Origin of the sequence: Actomonas spartinae, from assembly GCF_051209155.1 — a bacterium.
GTDB lineage: Bacteria > Verrucomicrobiota > Verrucomicrobiia > Opitutales > Opitutaceae > Actomonas.
On record NZ_JBPJGB010000002.1, the window covers coordinates 405,445 to 425,257 of the forward strand.

Sequence of the window (19,813 nt, forward strand, 5' to 3'; positions counted from 1 at the left end):
GATTCACCGCCCAAGTTCCTTCGCGCCATGAACCTCAAGACCCGTTACCTCGGCCTCACGTTGCGCAACCCGATCGTGGTCGGCGCTTCACCCTTCTGTGACAACCTCACCGCCTGTCGGGAGTTGGCCGATGCCGGAGCCGCGGCAATTGTGATGCACTCGTTCTTCGAGGAGCAGATAGGGGCTGCCCCGCGCCGCCTGGCGGCGGCGGACGGCTTGGTGGCGGGCGGCGATCGAGACGCGGATGACAATCCCTTTCCTCACTACGAGGACTATCGGCTCGATTCGGAGCAATACCTTCGTCAGCTCACGCGCCTGCGCAAGTTGGTCGAGATCCCGATCATCGGGTCACTCAACGGCAGTCATAATGGCAACTGGGTGGGGGAGGTGCAGCGCATGGAGGACGCCGGTGCGTCAGCGATCGAGCTCAACCCCTACCAACTGCCGACCGATCCGTCCGTGCCGGCCGATGAGGTCGAGGCGGACATCGTGGAGTTGGTGCGCACCGTATCCTCGGCGGTGAAGATTCCGGTCGCGGTGAAGCTCTCTCCCTACCACACGGCACTGGCGAACTTCGCCGCGGTGCTCGCCAACAACGGCGCGGCCGGCGTCGTGCTGTTCAACCAGTTTTACCAGCCCGACATCGACGTCGACTCGGTCAAAGTGGTGAACCAGCTCCGCCTCTCGCGCTCCAGTGACCTGTTGCTGCGGTTGCGTTGGCTTTCGATTCTCTCGCCGCATTTTCCGGGCAACCTGGCCTGTAGTGGTGGCGTGCATACGACCGAGGATGCCATCAAGGCGCTGCTGTCCGGTGCCGATGTGGTGCAGGTCGTGTCGGTGCTGCTGCGTTGCGGGACCGGACATGTGAAGACCCTGCTCGATGGCCTGGAGGCGTGGATGCGGGAGCACGAGTTCAGCTCGATTGATCGCCTGCGCGGAAACTTGAACCTGCGGCAGTGCCCCGATCCGGCGGCCCACGAACGCGCCCATTACGTGAAGGTGCTGCAAAGCTGGCAGGTTTGAAAAGCGCGCGGTGTTGGTGCAGGTTGGGCGGCAAATGACCGATCAAGAACTCCGCTCCCGGCTCAGCGCCGCCCGCACCATCGCGGTGGTGGGGCTTTCGACCAACCCCGATCGACCCAGCTCGCGCGTAGCGCGTTACCTGCAGGAGGTGGGATATCGCATCATCCCCGTGCATCCGGCGGCGGAGACCCTGCTGGGTGAGCCGGTGGTGCGCAGTTTGGATGAACTGAGCGAGCCCGTGGACATCGTCGATGTATTTCGCCCCGCGGCGGAAGCCGAACGGTGGGCTGACGAGGCCGGGCGGAACCGCGCGGGCATGTTGTGGCTGCAAGTCGGAATCGCCTCGGCGGAGGCCGAACGGCGGGCGACTGCGGCGGGTCTTGAGGTGGTGATGGACGCCTGCCTGATGGTGGAGCACCGGCGCCTGCTCGAAACGCGTTGAAATTCCGTTTGACCGACTGCGCGACATCCGCCTTATCTGACCCTCTTTCGTCCAACATCAGGGGGTTTCGGCCACCGGATGCATATCACCAGGAGAGGTGGCAGAGTGGTCGAATGCGCTCGCTTGGAAAGCGGGTATAGGCTTAAACCTATCGGGGGTTCGAATCCCCCCCTCTCCGCCATGTGGTTACCCAGCCACGCTTTTGGAAAGATGAAGCGGCGGGCGACGGTCTCAGTGATGTTGATGGCCGCCCATCGGCATCGTCGCTGTTTGGCCCCAAACGAAGGCGGCCGGATCCGGCGTCTTGGTGGCTTTGCCATCCTCGATCACGTGGTAGGTTTGGCTGAGCTCGAGACCGGTGAGGCGTTGAACCGTGTTGCTGCCCGCCCAGTGGATGACCACTTCATCGATCGCCATGGCGTCGCCCAAACCGATGCCGGTGAGCGTGAGCGGGCTGGAACCAAAGGTGCCGCCGCTGGTGACAGTCCGATGGATCGTGCGCGGGCCGGCCGGCGTTTGCACCTTCACTTCGATACGTGATCCCAGGCCGATGCGGTTGGCTTTGGCGCCCTGCAGGCGGAGCTTTAACCACGCGTTGGCGTTCGTTGGATTGGCGAAAAGTTGGTTGGGGTAGTGGTCGCCCGCAAAGGCGCCGCCGACCACGGAGTAGATGTCCTGGTGGCCATCGTTGTTGAGGTCGCCGAACGCAATGGCGTGTCCTTTCTGCAGTTGCCCGAATCCGCCTGCGGTGGTGACATCCTGGAAGCCCTGCCCGGCGTTGTTCCGGAACATGAGGTTGGGGATGACGGTGCCGAGGTTGGGGTCGCCGGTGCCGACGTAGAAGTCGAGCCAGCCGTCGTTGTCGAGGTCGCCGAAGTTGCTGCCCATAGTGTGCAGGATGCGATCGAGGCCGGCGGCGGCGGAGACGTTTTCGAAGGTGCCGTCCCCGCGGTTGCGGTAGAGGCGCGCCTTCTCACCGCCGTTCCTGGCGCCGAGCAGATCGGCGAGCACATCGCCGGCGTTGCGGATCGAGTAACCGGTGACGAAGAGGTCGAGCCAACCGTCGTTGTCGTAGTCGAAGAACCAGCACGGGAAGCTTTTTGTCGGTCCGGTCACGCCGGCGGCGGCGGCGACGTCGGTGAAGCGGTGGCCGCGCGCCGGGTTCCGCGGGTCGATCGGCCCGTCGTTGCGCAGGAGACGATTGTCGCCGGTGAGTGAGGAGAGGTAGAGGTCGGGCCGGCCGTCGTTGTTGAAGTCGCCGGCCGTGGCGGCCTTGATCCAGTCGACGATGTCCACGCCGCTGGCGGCGGCGAGGTTGGTGAAGGTGCCGTCACCATTGTTTCGATACAACTCGCAGGGGTCGGTGAACCCGCTGCCTTCGACCGACTCGTTGCCGATGAAAATATCAAGCCAGCCGTCGCCATCGTAGTCCAGCCAGGTGGCGGTCTGGGTGGGGTGGAAGCTCAGCAGACCCGCGGCCTCGGTGACGTCGGTGAAGGTATTGTCCCCGTTGTTGCGCAGGAGAGAATTGGGGATGCGGCCCTCGCCACCGCGCCAGGCGCCGCGCAGCACGAGCACGTCGACGAGGCCGTCGTTGTCGTAGTCGCCGTGGATCATGTTGAGCCCGCCGGTCAGACCCATCAGTCCGGCGCTGTCGGTGCGTTCCGTGAAGGTGCCACCCCCGTCGTTGGTGAAGTAGCGGAGCTGGCCGTAGGGGCCCCACGCGGAGGCCATGAAATCAAGGTCACCGTCGAGGTCGAAGTCGTCCATCACGACGCCGCCGGACAGGTCGTCGATGGCAACACCGTGCTTCATCGCGACATCGGGGTATCGCGGCAGCGGGTAGTCGGACTCGAACACCTCGGGCGGCACTCGCCAGCGCTGCGGAACCGCATCGGGGTATTCGCCGACCGTCATGTAGGCGAGGTTGAGCATCCACGCGGCGTAGGGTGAAGGGGTCTGACCGAGGACCTGGTTGAAGGTGGCGATGGCCGCGCGGGAGCCGGTTTGATCGAGATGGATGGCGCCGCCGGCGAGCGGGAGCAGGCAGGAGTCAGCGTTGTGGTTGGCGAGGCAGTTGGCCTGCTCGCCCAGGCGAAATTCGCACAGGGCCTTCAGCTCGAGCAGATCGGCAATTTGGCTGCGATCCATGGTGGCTCCCGAGCCGGCGAATTCGCGACCGAAGAGGTTGATCTGCTCGATCGCCTCGGCCGAGAAGCCGTCATTGAGCAACGCGCGCGCATACGGGATACGCAACGGCAGGCGTTCTTTGAGGGTGGTGGCGGCGGCCAGCTCGCGCTGGAACTTGGCGACCGCCCGGCCGGGAAAAAACATGTCGGTTTCGCCGGGGGTCTCGGCCTGGGCGCGCAGGCGCTCGATCATCCGCAAGGTGCTGGGGGCCGGCGTGGCGATGGCAGTCGCGACCGTGGCCAGCAGCAGAGATGAAGTCGCCAGAAGCCTGCGGTGGGGCGTGCGAAAAAGGGCGGGGAGGGAAGGCATGCGTCGCTCCAAACAACCACCGGCGGGTGAAACGGGTCAAGTGAGGGCCGGCGATCTTGTCGTTTAATCGTTCAAGGCTGGCGCACGGTCCATCGTGGCGCCTGGGGGAACGAGGTCTCCACGCTTTCGGCGCCATCCGGCCAGCGCACGCTGAGACGCGCCGGCGGGTTGTCCTCCGGCCAGGCCAGAAACGCGGTGGGGGCGTTCTGGCTGTAGTAGCCACCACCCGCCTGAATCTCGACCACTTGACGGGCGCCGTTTGCCAGTTCGAGGGTGACGCGGGCGCCGACCACCGGTCGGCCGGGTGCGCCCGACTCCAGCATGACTTGCACCGACCGGGAGCCCGTTTGGCCACGGTGTTGAAAGGCCAAACTGGCGCGGCTGTTGCGGCTGACCAGAAAGTCGGGCCAACCGTCGTCGTCGAGGTCGAGTTGCACCAGTGCCTTGGCGTCGCCGGGCACGACGAGGCCGCTGTCGATCGGCGGAACCGCGGTGAAGTTGCCGTGGCCGTCGCCGTTGAACAATTGGCTGATACCGCCGTCAAAGCGACCGAGGCCGGGATTGATGGCGAAGGCGTTTTGCACGGCGTAGAGATCGGCATGCCCGTCGCCATTGAAGTCGCCGGTGGCGAGTCCCTGCAGCGGCGCGATTTGCGCGATGCGCGGCAGCGGGACAAAGCGGAAGGTGCGGTTCGGCTGGCTCAGAAAAACCCCACTGCGGAATTCGGTGGCGACGGCCCGGTGGGCTTCGGCCAGCGCCTCGGCGCCGAGCAGTTCGGGTAGGCTGGTGCGGGCGTAGGTGTCGTTGCGGCGGAAGCGGCGCAGCACGGTGGCGATCTCCGCGCCGAGTTCCCGCCGGGTGCGGCGGGGATAAAGCGTTTCGTCTTCGGTGTAGGCTTCAATGACCTGGAGGTTGCGCCCGCGGCCGAAGCGGCCGGTGTAGATTTCGGCGGGGGGCTGGTAGAATGTATTCAGTCCGTTGTTACCCGCGACGTAATCGAGCTGACCGTCACCGTTGAAGTCGGCGCTGGCGAGCGTGGTCCACCAGCCGGAACCGGCGGCCGCGAACCCGGCCTCCGTCGAGCGGTCGGTGAAGCCGCGGCCGGCATCGTTGTGCAGGTAGGTGACGGTGCCCCATTCCAGGGCGAGCAGCAGATCGGGCCAGCCGTCGGCGTCGACGTCGGTGGCGAGCGCCGAACGGACCAATCCGATCTCGGCCAGCATGGGCGCGAGGGTGGCGGTGGCGTCCGCAAAGCGTCCGCCGGTGTTGCGCAACAGGGCGCTGGCGGCGGGGAGCGGGTAGTGGTCGGGGAGCACGCGACCGCCGAGGAACACGTCGAGCCGGCCGTCCCGGTCGAAGTCGGCCGCGACGGCGGCACCCACACTGATGGGCACGGGAGGCAGGATGTCGGCTTGCGGCACGAGGCCCGCCCCGGTGTTGCGGTAGAGGATGGGTTGGAAGCGCGAAGAGTTGCGCGGCAGGTTGGCGCCGGCCTTGGTTTGCAGCAGGTCGGTGAGACCGTCGCCATCGTAGTCGAGCAACAGCAGTGGACCATCATCGGCGACGGACGGTTCGAGATTGCCGGCGACGGCGAAGCGCTGGGATTTGAAAAAGAGTTGGGCGGGGCTGCCGCTGGTGCCACCGAGGATGAGCTCCATGCGGTGGTCGCCGTTGAGGTCACCGACGGCGAGGGCGGGGCCGAGGGTGCCGAAGCTCACCGGAATGAGCGGCTGGTCTTCGGTTTCATTGCGTTCGGCAACGGTGAGATGCAGCCCGTGGTGGGCGCCGACTTCGGCGAAGAGCCCGGCGGGCGGAGGCGCGGTGGGTGCGGGCGGAATCGAAGTTTCGGGCTCGTGGACGGTGTAGCGTTGATCGACGGCGAGGTCGGTGAAGGTCTGTTGGTGGCCGGATGGCCAATCGATCGTCACGCGGGTGAGTCGATCGGCTGCGCCAAGACCGAAGTGGACCACGGGTTCGCTGCAAGAGAGCAGTCCGCGGGACGGCGTGAGCCGACGCGTTTGGCGACCGCTCGCGGTTTCGATGGTGACGCGGGCGCCGATGCCGTAGCGGTTGGACTGGGTGCCCCGCAGGGCGAAGAGCACGCGGTGGCCGCTCGTGCTGTCGTTACGCAGCACGGAGGGTTCGGCTTCGTAGTTGGAAACGATGAGGTCGAGGTCGCCATCGCCGTCGAAGTCACCGAAGCCGGCGCCGAAACTCACGCCAGCGCGGTCGAGTCCCCAGGCGGCGCCAACGGGTTCGAAGCGCAGGTCGCCGGTGTTGCGGTAGGCGAGGTTGGGGTCGGCCAGCACCGGACTGTCGCGCATGATTTGGATGCGTTCGGCGGGGCTGCGGGCGAGCATCATGCGGTCGATGAGATCGGCGTTCTGGTATTCGCGGATCATGCCGTTGGTGACGTGCAGATCGAGGCGGCCGTCGTTGTCGAGGTCTTCGAAGCGCACGGACCAGGTCCAGTCGGTGGCGGCGATGCCCAGCAGATGTGCCGCTTCACGGGTGGGGCCGACGCCCTCGTTGAGATAGAGGGCGTTGCGCGAGACTTGGGGGGAGGGGTCGGCGGCCGGGTCGATGAAGTCCGTCTTGAGCAGGCGGGAATAGGCCATGCCGCGGTGATCCTTTTCGTGCGTGGTCGCGGCCATGTCGGTGACGAAGAGGTCGGGCCAACCGTTGCCGTCGATGTCGCCGGCATCGGTGCCCATGGACGAATAGGGCATGTGTGGCACGACCGCGGTGATCACGTCGGTGAAGGTGCCGTCACGATTATTTCGATACAGGCGATCAGGGGCGGCGAAGTCGTTGGCGACATAGATGTCGGGCCAGTTGTCGTCGTCGAAGTCCCAGATCGCGACGGCGTGGGCGAAGCTGCGGCCGGAAATGCCGGCGGCGACCGTGACGTCCTCGAAGTGGCCGTCACCCCGATTGCGGAAAAGGTAGTCGGGCTGGCCGTCGGGCGCACCGGCGGAGTCGAGCACGTTGGTGTGGATGTAGAGGTCGAGGTCTCCATCGCGGTCGTAGTCGAGAAAGGAGCCGCTGCCGCAGGCATCGGAGATGGCGAGACCGCGGGCGGCGGCTTCTTCGGTGAAGGTGCCGTCACCGTGGTTGATGAAGAGGCGGTTGGGGGCGTTCCAACGGCAGACCAACAGGTCGAGCCAGCCGTCGTTGTTCACGTCGGCCCAGGTGCCGCTCTGGGTCCAGTCGGGGCGGTCGATGAGCTTCTCGTCACCGGCGGGAGCGAGTCCGGCGGCGACCGTGACGTCGGCGAAGCGCCAGTTGCCGAGGTTGCGAAAGAGGCGACTGGAGCCGGACTTGCTGACGATGAAGACGTCCGGGCGACTGTCGTTGTCGAAGTCGGCGACCGCGATACCGGTCCCCATCGCGCCGTTCATGATCTCCGTGTGCAGCGAGCCCCACATGCGCGGGTCGGCGAAGTGGTTGAAGACCCGGATGCCGGTGTCGACGGCGGGCAGGGTGGTGAAAAGGGTCGGGCCGTCGGGGGTGGAGCGCGCGGCGAGCGGCGCGGCGGCGATCTCGGCGGCCGGGTCACCGGCGGCGGGCAGCAGGCCGCAGCTGAGGCACAGTGCGGCGGCAGCGAGGGCGGGGCGGGGCATGGTCGCGCTAGCGATTGAGCAATTGATTTACGCGGGCAAGGTTTTCACGCGCCGGGGCGAAGTTGGGATCGAGCTCCAGGACCCTTTGCCAGGCGTCGCGGGCCTCGCGGAGAGCACCTTGCTGCGCATGGACGATGGCGAGCGTGTTGTAGGCGGGGGCGCTGCGTGGAGAGAGGCGAACGGCTTCGCGGGCGTGAAACAGTGCTTGCTCGGTGCGGGTCGAGAGGGGGGCCAGCGCGAGGGCGAGGTTCTGGTGAATCCAGCCGAGGCCGGGGTCGAGCGCGAGGGCCTGTTGGTATTGGTCGATGGCTTCGGCGGGGCGCCCGAGTTGGCCAAGCGCGTTGCCGAGGTTGCCGTGAATGGCGGCGGAGTTGGGTTCGAGGCGCAGAGCGGTTTCGTAGAAAGGGAGGGACTCGGCGGCGCGCCGCGGTTGCCGCCCGAGTAGGTTGGCGAGGTTGAAGTGGGCGGAGGCGGCGTCGGGCTCGAGGCGGATCGCGGCTTTCAGGTGGGTCTCGGCCTCAGCCGCAGTCTCGGGACGGTTGGAGAGCAGGGTGCCGAGTTCGAAATGGGCGGCGGGATTCTCCGGGTTGAGGGCGAGGGCTTGGCGGAAGCGGGCTTCGGCCTCGGCGGCGCGGCCCGGCAGGCTGGCGAGAAGTTGGCCGATCCCGACGTGGGCGCCGGCAAGGGTGTCATCCCAGCGCAGGGCCTCGTTGAAGTGGTGAAGGGCTTCGGATTGGCGCTCGGGTAGGCGGGAAAGAGTTTCCCCCAGGAGCAGGTGAGCGGCGGCGAAACGCGGTTTGGTTTCGAGCGCTACCTCCAGATGCGCAATCATCTCCGGCAATCGGTCGGGTTGGTCGCGGAGGAGACGGGCGAGGGTAAAGTGCGGTTCGGCGAAATGAGGACGTAGTTCGATGGCGCGACGCAGTAGCGCGATCCCTTCCTCAGCGGTGGCCGGATCGTTGAGCAGCAAAACACCGAGGCCGTTCGCGCTGTCAGGGGAATCCGGTTTGAGCCGCAGGGATTCGCGATAGTGGTGGATCGCATCGACTTCCCGATCCGGCAGTTTGGCGAGGGCCCAAGCCAGGCAGCGTTGTGCCATCCAGTTCTCCGGCACCGCCGCTACCGAGGCGGAAAACAACGCCACGTTGCTTTGATAATGTCGGCTTTCTGCGCGGGAGAACGGAATGAGCGCCACGGATACGAGCCCGAGAGTGGCGGGTATGGCCTGAGCCGTGCGGGAGGGGAGGCGATCGGCCAAGCGAGTCAGGCCGCCGGCCAAGCCCCCGATGACCGCGAAGGTGGCCAAATATTGGAAATGGTCGGCCACATAAGAAAACGCGAACGGGAACACGTTGAAGAAGCCCAAGGCGGGGAAAAGCGTGCCCACCCACAACAGCCACGTGGCCAAGGCCCCGCGGCAGCGTTGGCGGATGGCCCAGCACGCGCCGGTAACGATCAGGGCTGCGACCAGAAAGGGCCACCAAGACCCGGCCAGTGCGGGCACGTCCCAGCGCTCGTAGAAGAACGCCAGATCGAAGGGCCAGACCACGGACTGCAGGTAGAACCAGACGATACGGCTCGCCAACAGCACCCGTTCAATGAGGTTGAGCGAATACTCCGCGCCGTCGGCACCGATCAGGTTGCGTTCAATCCAAGCGGTGCCGAGACCGGCCGCGAGCGAAAGGCCAAACCAAGGTGCGAGTGGGGCCACGTCGCGACGCCACTTTAGCCGGCCGTGCCGCCACCACAGGATCACGAGCAGCGCCGCGGGCAGCGTGGAGGTCACGGTCTTGCTACCCAATGCCAGCATGAAGAGCCCGGTGGCGCAAAGGTAGCGACCGAGACCGCGGTGTTCTCGATACCGGAAGTAGGCGAGGGCGGCGGCGAAATAGAATACCGTGGAAAGCGTGTTCTTTTGCTCCGAGATCCAAGCAACCGACTCCACCGCCACCGGATGCACCGCCATCAACAGCCCTCCCAGCCAAGCGACGATGCAAACGGTCGGTCGGGTCGGACCGGTGGTCGTGGTGTCCGGTTCGTCCACGCCTCCCCGATCCGGTCGCTGCAGTCGGATGAGCAGGAGCGCGAACAAGGTGCAGGCGAGCGCGTGTTGGATCACATTGGCGAGGTGGTAGCCAAGGACCGCGTCGCCCCAAATCTGGTGCTCGAGCCAAAAAACCGAGTGAAGGACGGGGTAATACTGTTGGGTGGCGAGCACATCGGTCCAAATGCGCCCGAGGCCCTCCGCGGTGCGGAGATCCGGTGACGTGACATGGGCCGGATCGTCCCAGAGCACCTCACCCTGCAAGGCCGGACCGTAACAGATCAAACCTGCGAGCAAGATACCCAGCGCGCCTATGAGGTGGGTCCACCATGAGGAGCTGTCGGGCGCTTTGGAATGGGGCATCGCGGGACTTTGTTAAGCAGGGTCTTTGCGGGGCAACTCTGTTTGTCGGCCGGGGAAAGGGGCTGAGGGACGGACTCAAACGGGATGCCCCCAACGGTAAGTCTCCTCCTTGCGAGACGTGTGCGTTGCTCGGAAGTGCCTAAAAACCACCACCTTCGAGCGCAGGGCGCGCATAGATTGCGCTATTGTTTGACTAGAAATTAAGGGGCCTTTGAATTCGTGCTCGCAAAGCTCCCGGCGCTTTCCCATTTCTGGGAGCCCTAACCCCAACCTTAACCCCTACCCCCTACCTGCCCCTGCGTGCTGACCACTTGCGTCACTCCTCGCCCCTTTGCCTTCTCTCGTTACGTAACGAGTTAACCCCGCAACCAATTTCGTTCGTCGGTCGCCTTCGGTGATCCGTCGAACGATTGTTCGATTCACTACCGGGATCGGTCGCTGACCGACTCGGCTAGAGACCAACCAATACCATGCATACCAAAAAAGACAAAACCCTGACTAGGTTTACACTAGCCGCGGTTTCGGCGCTTATGGCGTCTGGATCCGCGTGGGCGCAGTCCACGGCTGCTTCGTCTGAAATCGACGACGAGGATGTTATCGTCCTCTCCCCGTTCGAAGTTTCGGCTGAAGAAGACAACCAAGGCTACACTGCTGCTACGACCCTCGCCGGTAATCGTTTGAACACCGAGCTGCGCGACATCGGTAACGCCGTTACCGTCATCACCAGCCAGTTCCTCGATGATATCGCGGCCACCGACAACGAATCCCTGCTCCAATACACCACGGGCACGGAAGTCGGTAACATCCAAGGTAACTTCGCCGGTGTCGGCGATGGCACCCGCCTCAACGAAGAAGGCAACTTCACCAACCCCAACCAGAACACCCGTGTTCGCGGTCTCACCGCGGCCGACACGACGCGTGACTTCTTCCTGACGGACATTCCGTGGGATGGTTACTCCGTCGACCGTGTCGACCTCCAGCGTGGCCCGAACTCCATTCTGTTCGGTCAGGGCTCCCCGGCCGGTATCATCAACGCCGGCCTCAAGCAGGCGTCCTTCAAGAACTCCAACGAAGTCTCCTTCCGTGTGGCCAGCTACGGCTCCGCCCGCGCTGAGGTCGACTTCAACCGCGTTCTCCTCGAAGACCAACTCGCCATTCGCGTGGCCGCGGTCAAGGATGACACGAAGTTCCAGCAGGACCCGGCCTTCCAAGACACCGAGCGTGTCTTCGCCGCTATCCGTTTTGAACCGGAATTCCTGAAGCGCGGTTCGGCTCGCACCATCATCAAGGCCAACTTTGAAGATGGTTCGATCAACTCCAACCGCCCCCGCACCCTGCCCCCGTTGGACTACATCACTCCGTGGTTCTACACCGGCACTTACCAGGGCAGTTGGGATCGCACCTTCACCCACACCTACGAGGATGGCCAGACCATCAGCGTCAACCAGGGTGATCCGCGCACCTTCAACTACCTGAACAAGGGCACTTGGAATCCCTTCCAAATCCGTGATGACAACACCGGTCGCCCGGGCCATGGCCTCACCCGTCCCGCCGTTAACGGTGGTGCGGACGCTGGTCAGCCCAACCGCTGGTTCACGCCTTGGGTGGGTGACTTCGGCTTCGGCGCCTCCCACTATCACTTCAACGGTGATTCCATCGACCCGGTCGATGCGTGGCAGGCTGAAATCAACGCGGGCTCCGGCTCCGGTGGTATCGCTGCCGACGGTTCGATCGACAACAACTACGTCCTCGGCTTCCACCGCATGGGCGCTGTCCAGTCCTACTCCACCTTCGCGGTTCGTTCGGGTCTCCCTTACTCCCAGTTCGGTGTCTACAAGGACAACAGCCTCATCGATCCCACGGTGTTCGACTTCTACAACAACCTGATCGACGGCCCGACCAAGAACGAGTGGCAGGATTTCGACTCCTTCAACGCCTCCATCGCTCAGACCTTCATGAACGACAAGTTCGGTGTTGAGCTCGTGTTCAACCAGGAGAACTACGCCAATGGCCGTAACGCCTTCCTCACCGGTGGCGCTCAAGGTATCTACATCGACTTCAACAGCGTTTACGCTGATGGCACCGTCGAGGGTATCGCGAACGGTCAGCAGGTGGGTTACGCCGGCGACGATCCGAACTTCCCGAACGGCACCTACTCGCTGAACCTCCCGAATGCCGATGGCACGCCGAACCCGAACCTGGGTCGTCCGTTCGTCGTTGGCACCGGTGGTGCGAACAACTCCATGGCGAGCGAGCGCGACGGCTTCCGGGCCACCGCCTTCTTCACCCACGACTTCGCGCGTGACGGTGATGCCAGCTTCCTGCGCCGCTTGGCCGGTAAGCACACCCTCACCGGCCTTTTCGCCGAGGAGTCCCGTGACACCGACAGCCGCAGCTGGAAGCGTTACGTCGTCGACATTGCTTACTCCGACTTCCTGGGTAACAACGCCGATTGGCACTCCACCGAGCGCACGCCGCAGTCCATGGTTTACCTCGGACCGTCCCTCATGAGCGCCAGCTCGGCCTCCGGTGCTGACATTCCGCGTATCACCGCGAACTTCGACATGCCCTACAACTACCAGGTCATGCTCTTCGATTCGACCTGGAACCCGCCCGCCGGTGTTCTCCCGAGTGATCCCTGGAACAACCAGTATCAGCTGCCGTGGCAGACCAATAACTACGAGAGCACGCAGTCTGAGAACCGCTCGAACTACGTCGGCTGGCGCTATGAGCCGGTCACCATCTACGACTCCGAGGACAACAACGGTGCCCTCCGTGACTCCCACACCACCTTCGCTCGCCTCACCCGCAACGAAGTTGAGTCCCAAGCCTTCGTCTGGCAGGCCCACCTGCTCGATAACGCCATCGTTGGCACTTGGGGCTGGCGTGAAGACACGGCCCGCTCTTGGGAATACTCCCAGAACACCAACGGCCTCACCCGCGACGATCGTCTCGACCTCTCCCCGGGCACCTACAAGCTGCGCACCGATCCGGACAACGAGCTCACGGTTGAATCCACCAGCTACTCCATCGTGGCTCACTTGGATGAACTTCCGGGTCTCAAGAACCTGACCGAGCGTCTGCCGTTCCTCACCACCATCTACTACAACGAGTCCGAGAACTTCCAGCCCGCCGCTGAGCGCGTGGATGTCTACGGCGAGCCGATCCCGGCTCCGTCCGGTGTCACCACCGACGTGGGTGTCCTCCTTGAGTCCAAGGATGGCCGCTTCTCCCTCAAGGTGAACAAGTATGAGACCGAGGTGCTGCAGGCTTCGTCCTCCGGCCTCAACGGTGCCTGGTTCATCGGCGCGTCCCAGACGTGGTCCGGCAACTGGGTCAATCGTTACGAATACGACCTCCAGTTCGGCTTCGCCCCGGGCGATGTCGCGACCGCTCCGGATCCTGAGAACTCCCTGTATAACTACGGTGGTGGCCAGGACGGTGAAGACTACATCGCTGCTCACGAGCGCGAGCTCCGTCACATCGCCCTCTGGCGCGAGTGGCAGGCCAGCGTTGATCCCCGCTTCTACGAGGCTTGGGGCTTCAACCCGATGACCTGGGCCAGCGGCGACAGCCAGCTGTCCGAGCGCGTCCCGGCCGGTTTCACCGTCCCTGAAGACGCTGTCTCCAAGGGTTATGAAATCGAGTTCAATGCTCAGCCGACCCGTAACTGGCGCCTGACCCTCAACGCTTCGAAGACCACTGCGGTCCGCAAGAACATCGGTGGTGCGAACCTCGCCGAGTTCGTCGATGCGTATGAGAACTTCCTGAACAACACCGACGGTGGCGACCTCCGCATCTGGTGGGGCGGCGCCGGTAACGAGCGTTCCCTGTTCCAGTGGAACCAGAACGTCGGTTCCGAGTGGGCCGCCCGCAAGCTGCAGGAAGGCACCGACGTGCCGGAACTGCGCGAGTGGCGCGTGAACGCAATCACCAACTACGACTTCGACGAGGGTCTCCTCAAGGGTGTCAACATTGGTGCCGCTATCCGCTGGCAGGACGACGTGGTCATCGGCTTCAAGCCGATCCCGAACCCGACCAACCCGGGTCGTGTCAACTTCGACCTCGACAACCCGTATCGTGGTCCGGCCGAGACCAACATCGATATGTGGGTCGGTTACAGCCGCCGCCTCAGCGACAAGATCGACTGGCGCGTCCAGCTCAACGTGCGTAACGTGGGCGAAGGCGATAACCTGATCCCGATCACGGTCCAGCCTGACGGCACGCCGGCAACCTACCGTATTGGTCCGCGCCAGACTTGGTCGCTTACCAATACCTTCCGGTTCTAAGCTGACCGCTGTCTAAAAACTTCAACGCCCCCCGGTTTCCCGGGGGGCGTTTTTTTTTACCCCACGTTTGATTTCGTCCGAGATGGTCAAAGCCTTTGGGTAATTCGTTGCCCGGGCACCCGCTATGCACTCATTCCGATCTACCCCTTCGCCCACCGCCCAACTTCGCCACGGCCCAACCGGCCTTCGCGGCGTAGTGCTGGCGCTCGCCATTGGCGCGACCGCCTCCGCTCAACCCCTCGGCGATCTCAGTGGCGACCGCCAACCGCCGGAGACCCGCAGAATGAACGAGCGGGTGAGTCAACTCTGGGCGGATTCCGATCCGATCGAAAATTTTTACCTCAACGATCGCGCGGTCGAGGTCGCGCGGCTCAAGGCGGCCGCGGTCGCAGCCGATATCGTGGCGCGTCTGCAGCTGCTCGAGAGCCCGGAACGTTACCTGTTGTTTGCCGGCCAGACCGCGGACGCGCTGGCTGAGTTTGAGTCGCTGCAGCAACAACTCGTCGCTTCGGGACGGGAGGTCCCGGCGGGGCTGCGTCGGGAAATGCTCATGTTTGAGGCCATCTGTCACCTGCGTCTCGGCGAGCAACAGAACTGCCTCAACAATCACAACGCCGACTCCTGCCTGTTTCCGATTCAAGGCGGCGGGGTGCACCAACAGCAGGAGGGCTCACGCAATGCCATCAAACTTTTGCGGCAGGTGTTGCGGGAGGATCAAAACGATCTCGAAGCCCGTTGGCTGCTGAACATCGCCTACATGACCCTCGGTGAGTATCCCGACCAGGTTCCGGCGGACTGGCTCATCGCGCCGGAAACCTTCGCTTCGGATTATCCCTTGCCGCGATTTCCCGATGTCGCCGGCGCGTTGGGGCTGGCAGTTGATGATTTGTCGGGCGGTGTGGTGCTGGACGACTTCGACAATGACGGGTTCCTCGACTTGTTCGTTTCCGCATCCGGGCCGCAGAGCCAAGTGCGCCTGTTTCGCAATCGTGGCGATGGCACCTTTGTCGATCGCACCGCCGAAGCTGGACTATCGGGCGTCACGGGCGGGCTGAATCTGGTGCATGCCGACTATGACAACGACGGATATGTCGATGTGCTGCTCCTGCGCACCGGTTGGCTGCGCGGCGAAGGGCTGCACCCCAACTCGCTCTTCCGTAACAACGGCGATTTCACCTTCACCGATGTCACCGAAGCCGCTGGTCTCTTGAGTTACCATCCCACCCAGACGGCGGCCTGGTTCGACTACAATGGCGACGGTTGGATCGACCTGTTCATCGGCAACGAGACCTGGACGACGGGTAACGACCAGCCGTGTGAACTTTACCGCAACAACGGGGACGGCACCTTCACTGAGGTGGCCCGCCAGTTTCGTCTCAATGTCGAACAATACGTCAAAGCCGCCGTTGCCGGCGACTACGACAACGACGGCCGCCCGGACCTTTACCTGTCGCTCATGGGCGGCCGCAACATCCTGCTGCACAACGAAGGCCCGGCCCGTGGCCAGGAGGGCCCGGAGGCGCGGTGGCGCTTTCGCAACGCCGCCAACCGGGCCGGCGTCGTCGCGCCCATGGTGAGTTTTCCCAGCTGGTGGTTCGACTACGATAACGACGGTTGGCTCGATCTCTTCGTCTCGGGCTACAACATTTCCAGCGTCGGTGACGTTGCGGCCGATTATCTCGGACTGCCGCACAATGCCGAGCTGCCAAAATTGTATCGAAACCTTGGTGACGAGACCTTTGCCGACGTCACCGAGGAGGCGGGGGTGGCCACCGTGCTCCTCACCATGGGCTGCAACTTTGGCGACCTCGACAATGACGGTTGGCTCGATTTTTACGCGGCCACCGGGGACCCGGAATACGAATCACTCACCCCTTCTCGCATGTTTCGCAACGACGGTGCCGGGCACTTTCAGGATGTCACCACCGCCGGCGGGTTCGGGCAGTTGCAGAAGGGGCATGGGATCGCCTTCGGTGATATCGATAACGACGGCGACCAGGACATCTATTCCGTCGTGGGCGGCGTGCTCGCGGGGGATCATTACCCCAACCAACTTTTCGCCAATCCGGGCAACGCCAACCACTGGGTGACGCTCCGCCTCGAGGGCGTCACGTCCAACCGTGCCGCGATAGGCGCCCGCCTGACGCTGACCGTCGCCGATGCGGTGGGGCGCACCCGCAAGATCCATCGTGAGGTCAACAGCGGCGGTAGTTTTGGTGGTTCGCCGTTCCGGCAGGAAATCGGTCTGGGCGAATCGAGTGATATTCGATCTGTCGAAATTTTCTGGCCCGTGACGGGACAAACCCAGCGGGTCGAAGGTGTGGCCGCGGACGGGTTTTATCGCATTCGCGAAGACAGTTCTGTGGCCGAGCGACTCAACCTTGGAACCTTCGCCTTGCCGGAGGCCGGGATGGCGGGTGGTGGCCACCACCACCATTGATCGATCCAGCGCCTAGCGGCGCGGGAGTTGGCCGAGGATCTCGCGGCAAAAGGCGGCCAGTTTCTCGTCGCCAGCGGCGGCGGCGGTGTCGGCCGCCTGGGTGAGCAGTTGGCGGGCTTCGGCGAATCGTCGGGTGCGGGCGTAAGCCTGGGCCAGGAGCATGGCGGCTCGCGGTGTGTTGGGCTCCTGGGCGTGATAGGCCTCCAAGGGTGCGACGGCTTGGGCGAACTGACCGGCTTCCAGATAGAGGCCGCCCAGCCGCGGTGCGAGGCCGGGCAACGCGGCGTCGATCTCAAAGGCCTTGGCGAACGCCGCGAGCGCGGCGGACGCATTGCCGGCTCGCTCGGCCCCGAGACCGCGTTGCAGGTGCCATTGCGCCGTGATGCGTCGGACCTCGGGCACGCCGGAGTAGGCGTCAAAGAGTCGTTCGATCCACGGCTGGGCCGCGTCGAGATTGCCGGCCGAAAGTTCGCGGGTGGCCAGGAAGAGCAGCGTCTGCGGATAGGTGGGTTTCCGCTTCAGGGATTGGTGGTAATGGAACAGAGCTTCTTCCTCGGCGCCACGATTGTAGAGCAGGGTGGCGAGGTTGAAGTTGGTGTCGGGGTCGAGCGGGTTGATTTCCAGCGCTGCGCGGAAAGCCTCGATCGCGGCGGTCGATTGATCGGTCATGCGGAGCGCGACGCCCAGGGTGTTGAGCAGTTCGAAAGATTCCGGATGGGTCCTCAAACCTTCCTGCAGGATGGTCACCGCTTCGCCGGCGCGGTCGGTTTCCTGCAGGGCTTGCGCGAGGTTGCTGAAGACGGCGATCGGCACGACTTGCCCGGTTTGGGCGTAGCGAACTTTGGCCTCCTGCGTCAGTTGGGCGGCTTGCGCCGGTTGGCCCGTGTTGAGGTGCACATTGCCCAGCAGTTCATAACCGTTGGGGTCGGTGGGCTGGATCGCGATGGCTCGCTGGAGCATTTCTCGGGCGTTGTCGTAGCGCCGATTCTGGTATTCGCGCATGCCCAGAATGCGCAGGCGACCGGGGTCGTAGCACTCGGCTTCGATCTCCAGCATCCACGGGTCCCGCGCTTGCTCAAAGCGGCCGGCTTGGTGTCCGAGCCAGCGGTGGTGCTGGGCGAGGGCGGTGTTGCCGTCCTCGGTCGCCAGCTGGGCGAAGAGATTGTGGGCGGCGGAGAATTGAGGATGATCGCCGATGATGGCCAGCAACTGGGCCTTGGCGGCGTCGCGATCAAAATCAATCAGGGCCAGCCGGGCCAATCCGAGCCGGGCGTGGGCATCGCCGGGTTCGAGTGCCAGGCGGCGTTCGTAGCTCTGGCGGGCGAGGGCATAGCGGCTGCGCTTGAACGCGAGGTCGGCCTGTTGCAGCCAGGCCGGAGAATAGTCGGGGGACCGACGCACCGTGGCCGCCAGTTGGCGTGAGATTTCGTCTTGGTCGCTGCGAATGCGCGCCAGTTGGGCCAGATAGTGCGTCCAGTGGCCGTCGGTTTCATCTTCTCTGGCCAGCAGGCGCCAGCAGCGGGCGGCGGCCTGGTCGTAACCATTGGCGTGATACAGTCGGCCCAGGGCGGCCACCTTCGCGAGGGTCGGGCTCTCACGCGCGGCCTGCTCGGCGCCCTCAATTTCTTCGTTGAGCCGGGGATTGTTGACCGCCGGCTGAACGGGCTTTGGCAGGCCTTCCCGCAGACGGTCGGTCTGGCGGGGCAGGCTGATGGCCAAAGCCAGTGCCGCGCCGACGACGGCGGCCAGCAGGTGGGCGAGCAGTGCCCGGGAGGTTGAGGCTACTTTCTGCGCCATAGCATGATGCTGCTCATGTTTTCGTAGGGCGGGAAGGCGTGGAAGCCGCCCGTGACCAGCTCTGGCACGCCGTCGCCATCGAGATCGCCGGCGGCGACCGTGATCATCTGGATGGGCGTGCGGGCCAGCACGACGGGGGTGAAGTTTTCCGAGCCGTCGTTGATGAAGGCCATGAGGGCTGGAGTCTGCGGGTCGGACCAATCACCGAATCCGCTGACGGCGACGAGGTCGGTGGCGCCGTCGCCGTTCAGGTCGGCGGGGGCCGGGGCGTAGGCGCCGCCCATGTCACCGATCCGCTGATACGTGAAGGCTCCGTTGCCGTCGTTGCGCAGCCATTGCAGGCCGTGCCAGGGGCGGGGGCCGCGCACCGCGTAATCGAAGCCATCGCCGTTGCTCACCAGCAGGTCGGGCCGGCCGTCGCGATTGAGATCATGCACCCGCATGCCGCTGCCCCCGAAGTCCTCGTTGGTCGATCCCCAGAGGATGCGTTCTTCGAACCGGCCTCCTCCTTGGTTGCTGAACAGGTGCACTTCTTCCCATTCCTGGGTGATGAAAGCGGCGAAGTCCGGGCGGCCGTCGCCGTCGAAATCCGCCACCGGCGTGTGCACGCAACCGGATTGTTCGTTCACGAGGTGGCTGGTGAATGCCCAGTCGCCGTGGTTTTCGAGCCAGCGGGACTCTCCTTGGTCGTAGCCGAACTGGCCGACGATCAGGTCGAGTCGACCGTCTGGATGCGCCATGAGGTTGGCGGCCCGCACATCGGTGACCCGGGCCACGTTCTCGAGCAGGACCCGCGGCTGAAAGCGTTGGTTGTCGAGGTTCTCCAGCACCACCACCGAGCCGATGCGGTCATTGTTGGGCGTGATCTGCCCCATGCTGGCCACGAGCACGTCGAGGCGACCGTTCCCGTAGATGTCGGCCGCGGCGACATGGGCCGGTCCGGCAATGTCCTCGCCGATGATGGCCTCCACGAAGGCGCCTGTTTCATCCTGGCGAATCCAGCGCACGGTGTTGGTCGAGCCTTCGCAGTAGAGCACGTCGAGCCGCCCGTCCTGGTCGAGGTCGATGAGGTCAACATGCGTGACATAGGGCCGACCAAATTCCTCCACCGGGGCACCGATTGGCTCGGGAACAAAGGCCAAGTCTCCCGAACTCAGCCGGGCCAGGCTGGTATTGTCGGCCGGGGCGATGTCAGCCGGTGTCATGAACTTGGCGATACCGAGTCCCACCGCGGCGCCGAGCAGGGCGCTCAGGGACAGGGTGCCGATTCGTTTTCCGCGCGCCGAGGCCATG

9 protein-coding genes and 1 tRNA gene are annotated in these 19,813 nt (G+C 64.3%); 5 read left to right on the forward strand and 5 right to left on the reverse strand.

What is annotated here, in order from left to right:
- The first annotated feature begins 27 nt into the window (after positions 1 to 27).
- The 3 genes from AC0MRV_RS09725 (at position 28) to AC0MRV_RS09735 (ending at position 1,646) form a co-directional block, all read left to right on the forward strand.
- Positions 28 to 1,023, forward strand: a complete 996-nt coding sequence (locus tag AC0MRV_RS09725) for a dihydroorotate dehydrogenase-like protein (protein ID WP_472764267.1) — start codon at positions 28 to 30, stop codon at positions 1,021 to 1,023.
- 34 nt (positions 1,024 to 1,057) lie between these two features.
- Positions 1,058 to 1,465: a CoA-binding protein gene (locus tag AC0MRV_RS09730; RefSeq protein WP_472764268.1), complete on the forward strand. Its 408-nt coding sequence runs from the start codon at positions 1,058 to 1,060 to the stop codon at positions 1,463 to 1,465.
- Positions 1,466 to 1,556: 91 nt separating this feature from the next.
- Positions 1,557 to 1,646 (forward strand) — tRNA-Ser (locus AC0MRV_RS09735).
- Positions 1,647 to 1,696: 50 nt separating this feature from the next.
- Here AC0MRV_RS09735 and AC0MRV_RS09740 read toward each other — a convergent pair.
- The 3 genes from AC0MRV_RS09740 to AC0MRV_RS09750 all read right to left on the reverse strand — a co-directional run bounded on the left by AC0MRV_RS09740 (position 1,697) and on the right by AC0MRV_RS09750 (position 9,994).
- A complete protein-coding gene (locus tag AC0MRV_RS09740) occupies positions 1,697 to 3,964 on the reverse strand; it encodes a CRTAC1 family protein (protein WP_472764269.1) in 2,268 nt (755 codons plus the stop codon).
- Between the two features lie 71 nt (positions 3,965 to 4,035).
- On the reverse strand, positions 4,036 to 7,587 hold the full coding sequence (locus AC0MRV_RS09745) for a CRTAC1 family protein (RefSeq protein ID WP_472764270.1): 3,552 nt from the start codon (positions 7,585 to 7,587) through the stop codon (positions 4,036 to 4,038).
- Between the two features lie 7 nt (positions 7,588 to 7,594).
- Positions 7,595 to 9,994, reverse strand: a complete 2,400-nt coding sequence (locus tag AC0MRV_RS09750) for a tetratricopeptide repeat protein (protein WP_472764271.1) — start codon at positions 9,992 to 9,994, stop codon at positions 7,595 to 7,597.
- Positions 9,995 to 10,524: 530 nt separating this feature from the next.
- Between AC0MRV_RS09750 and AC0MRV_RS09755 the strand changes: the two genes are divergently transcribed.
- Both AC0MRV_RS09755 and AC0MRV_RS09760 read left to right on the forward strand, forming a co-directional pair.
- Complete coding sequence (locus AC0MRV_RS09755; RefSeq protein ID WP_472764272.1) at positions 10,525 to 14,283, forward strand: TonB-dependent receptor plug domain-containing protein; 3,759 nt, start codon at positions 10,525 to 10,527, stop codon at positions 14,281 to 14,283.
- A gap of 124 nt (positions 14,284 to 14,407) precedes the next feature.
- The gene (locus AC0MRV_RS09760; RefSeq protein ID WP_472764273.1) at positions 14,408 to 16,723 is read left to right on the forward strand and encodes a CRTAC1 family protein; all 2,316 of its coding nucleotides are present in this window, start codon (positions 14,408 to 14,410) and stop codon (positions 16,721 to 16,723) included.
- Between the two features lie 12 nt (positions 16,724 to 16,735).
- Here AC0MRV_RS09760 and AC0MRV_RS09765 read toward each other — a convergent pair whose 3' ends face one another.
- Entirely contained in the window at positions 16,736 to 18,520 is a 1,785-nt protein-coding gene (locus tag AC0MRV_RS09765; RefSeq protein WP_472764274.1) for a tetratricopeptide repeat protein, read from the reverse strand.
- On the reverse strand, positions 18,505 to 19,812 hold the full coding sequence (locus tag AC0MRV_RS09770; RefSeq protein WP_472764275.1) for an FG-GAP repeat domain-containing protein: 1,308 nt from the start codon (positions 19,810 to 19,812) through the stop codon (positions 18,505 to 18,507). The genes AC0MRV_RS09765 and AC0MRV_RS09770 overlap by 16 nt, the downstream gene beginning before the upstream one ends.
- Position 19,813 lies beyond the last annotated feature (1 nt).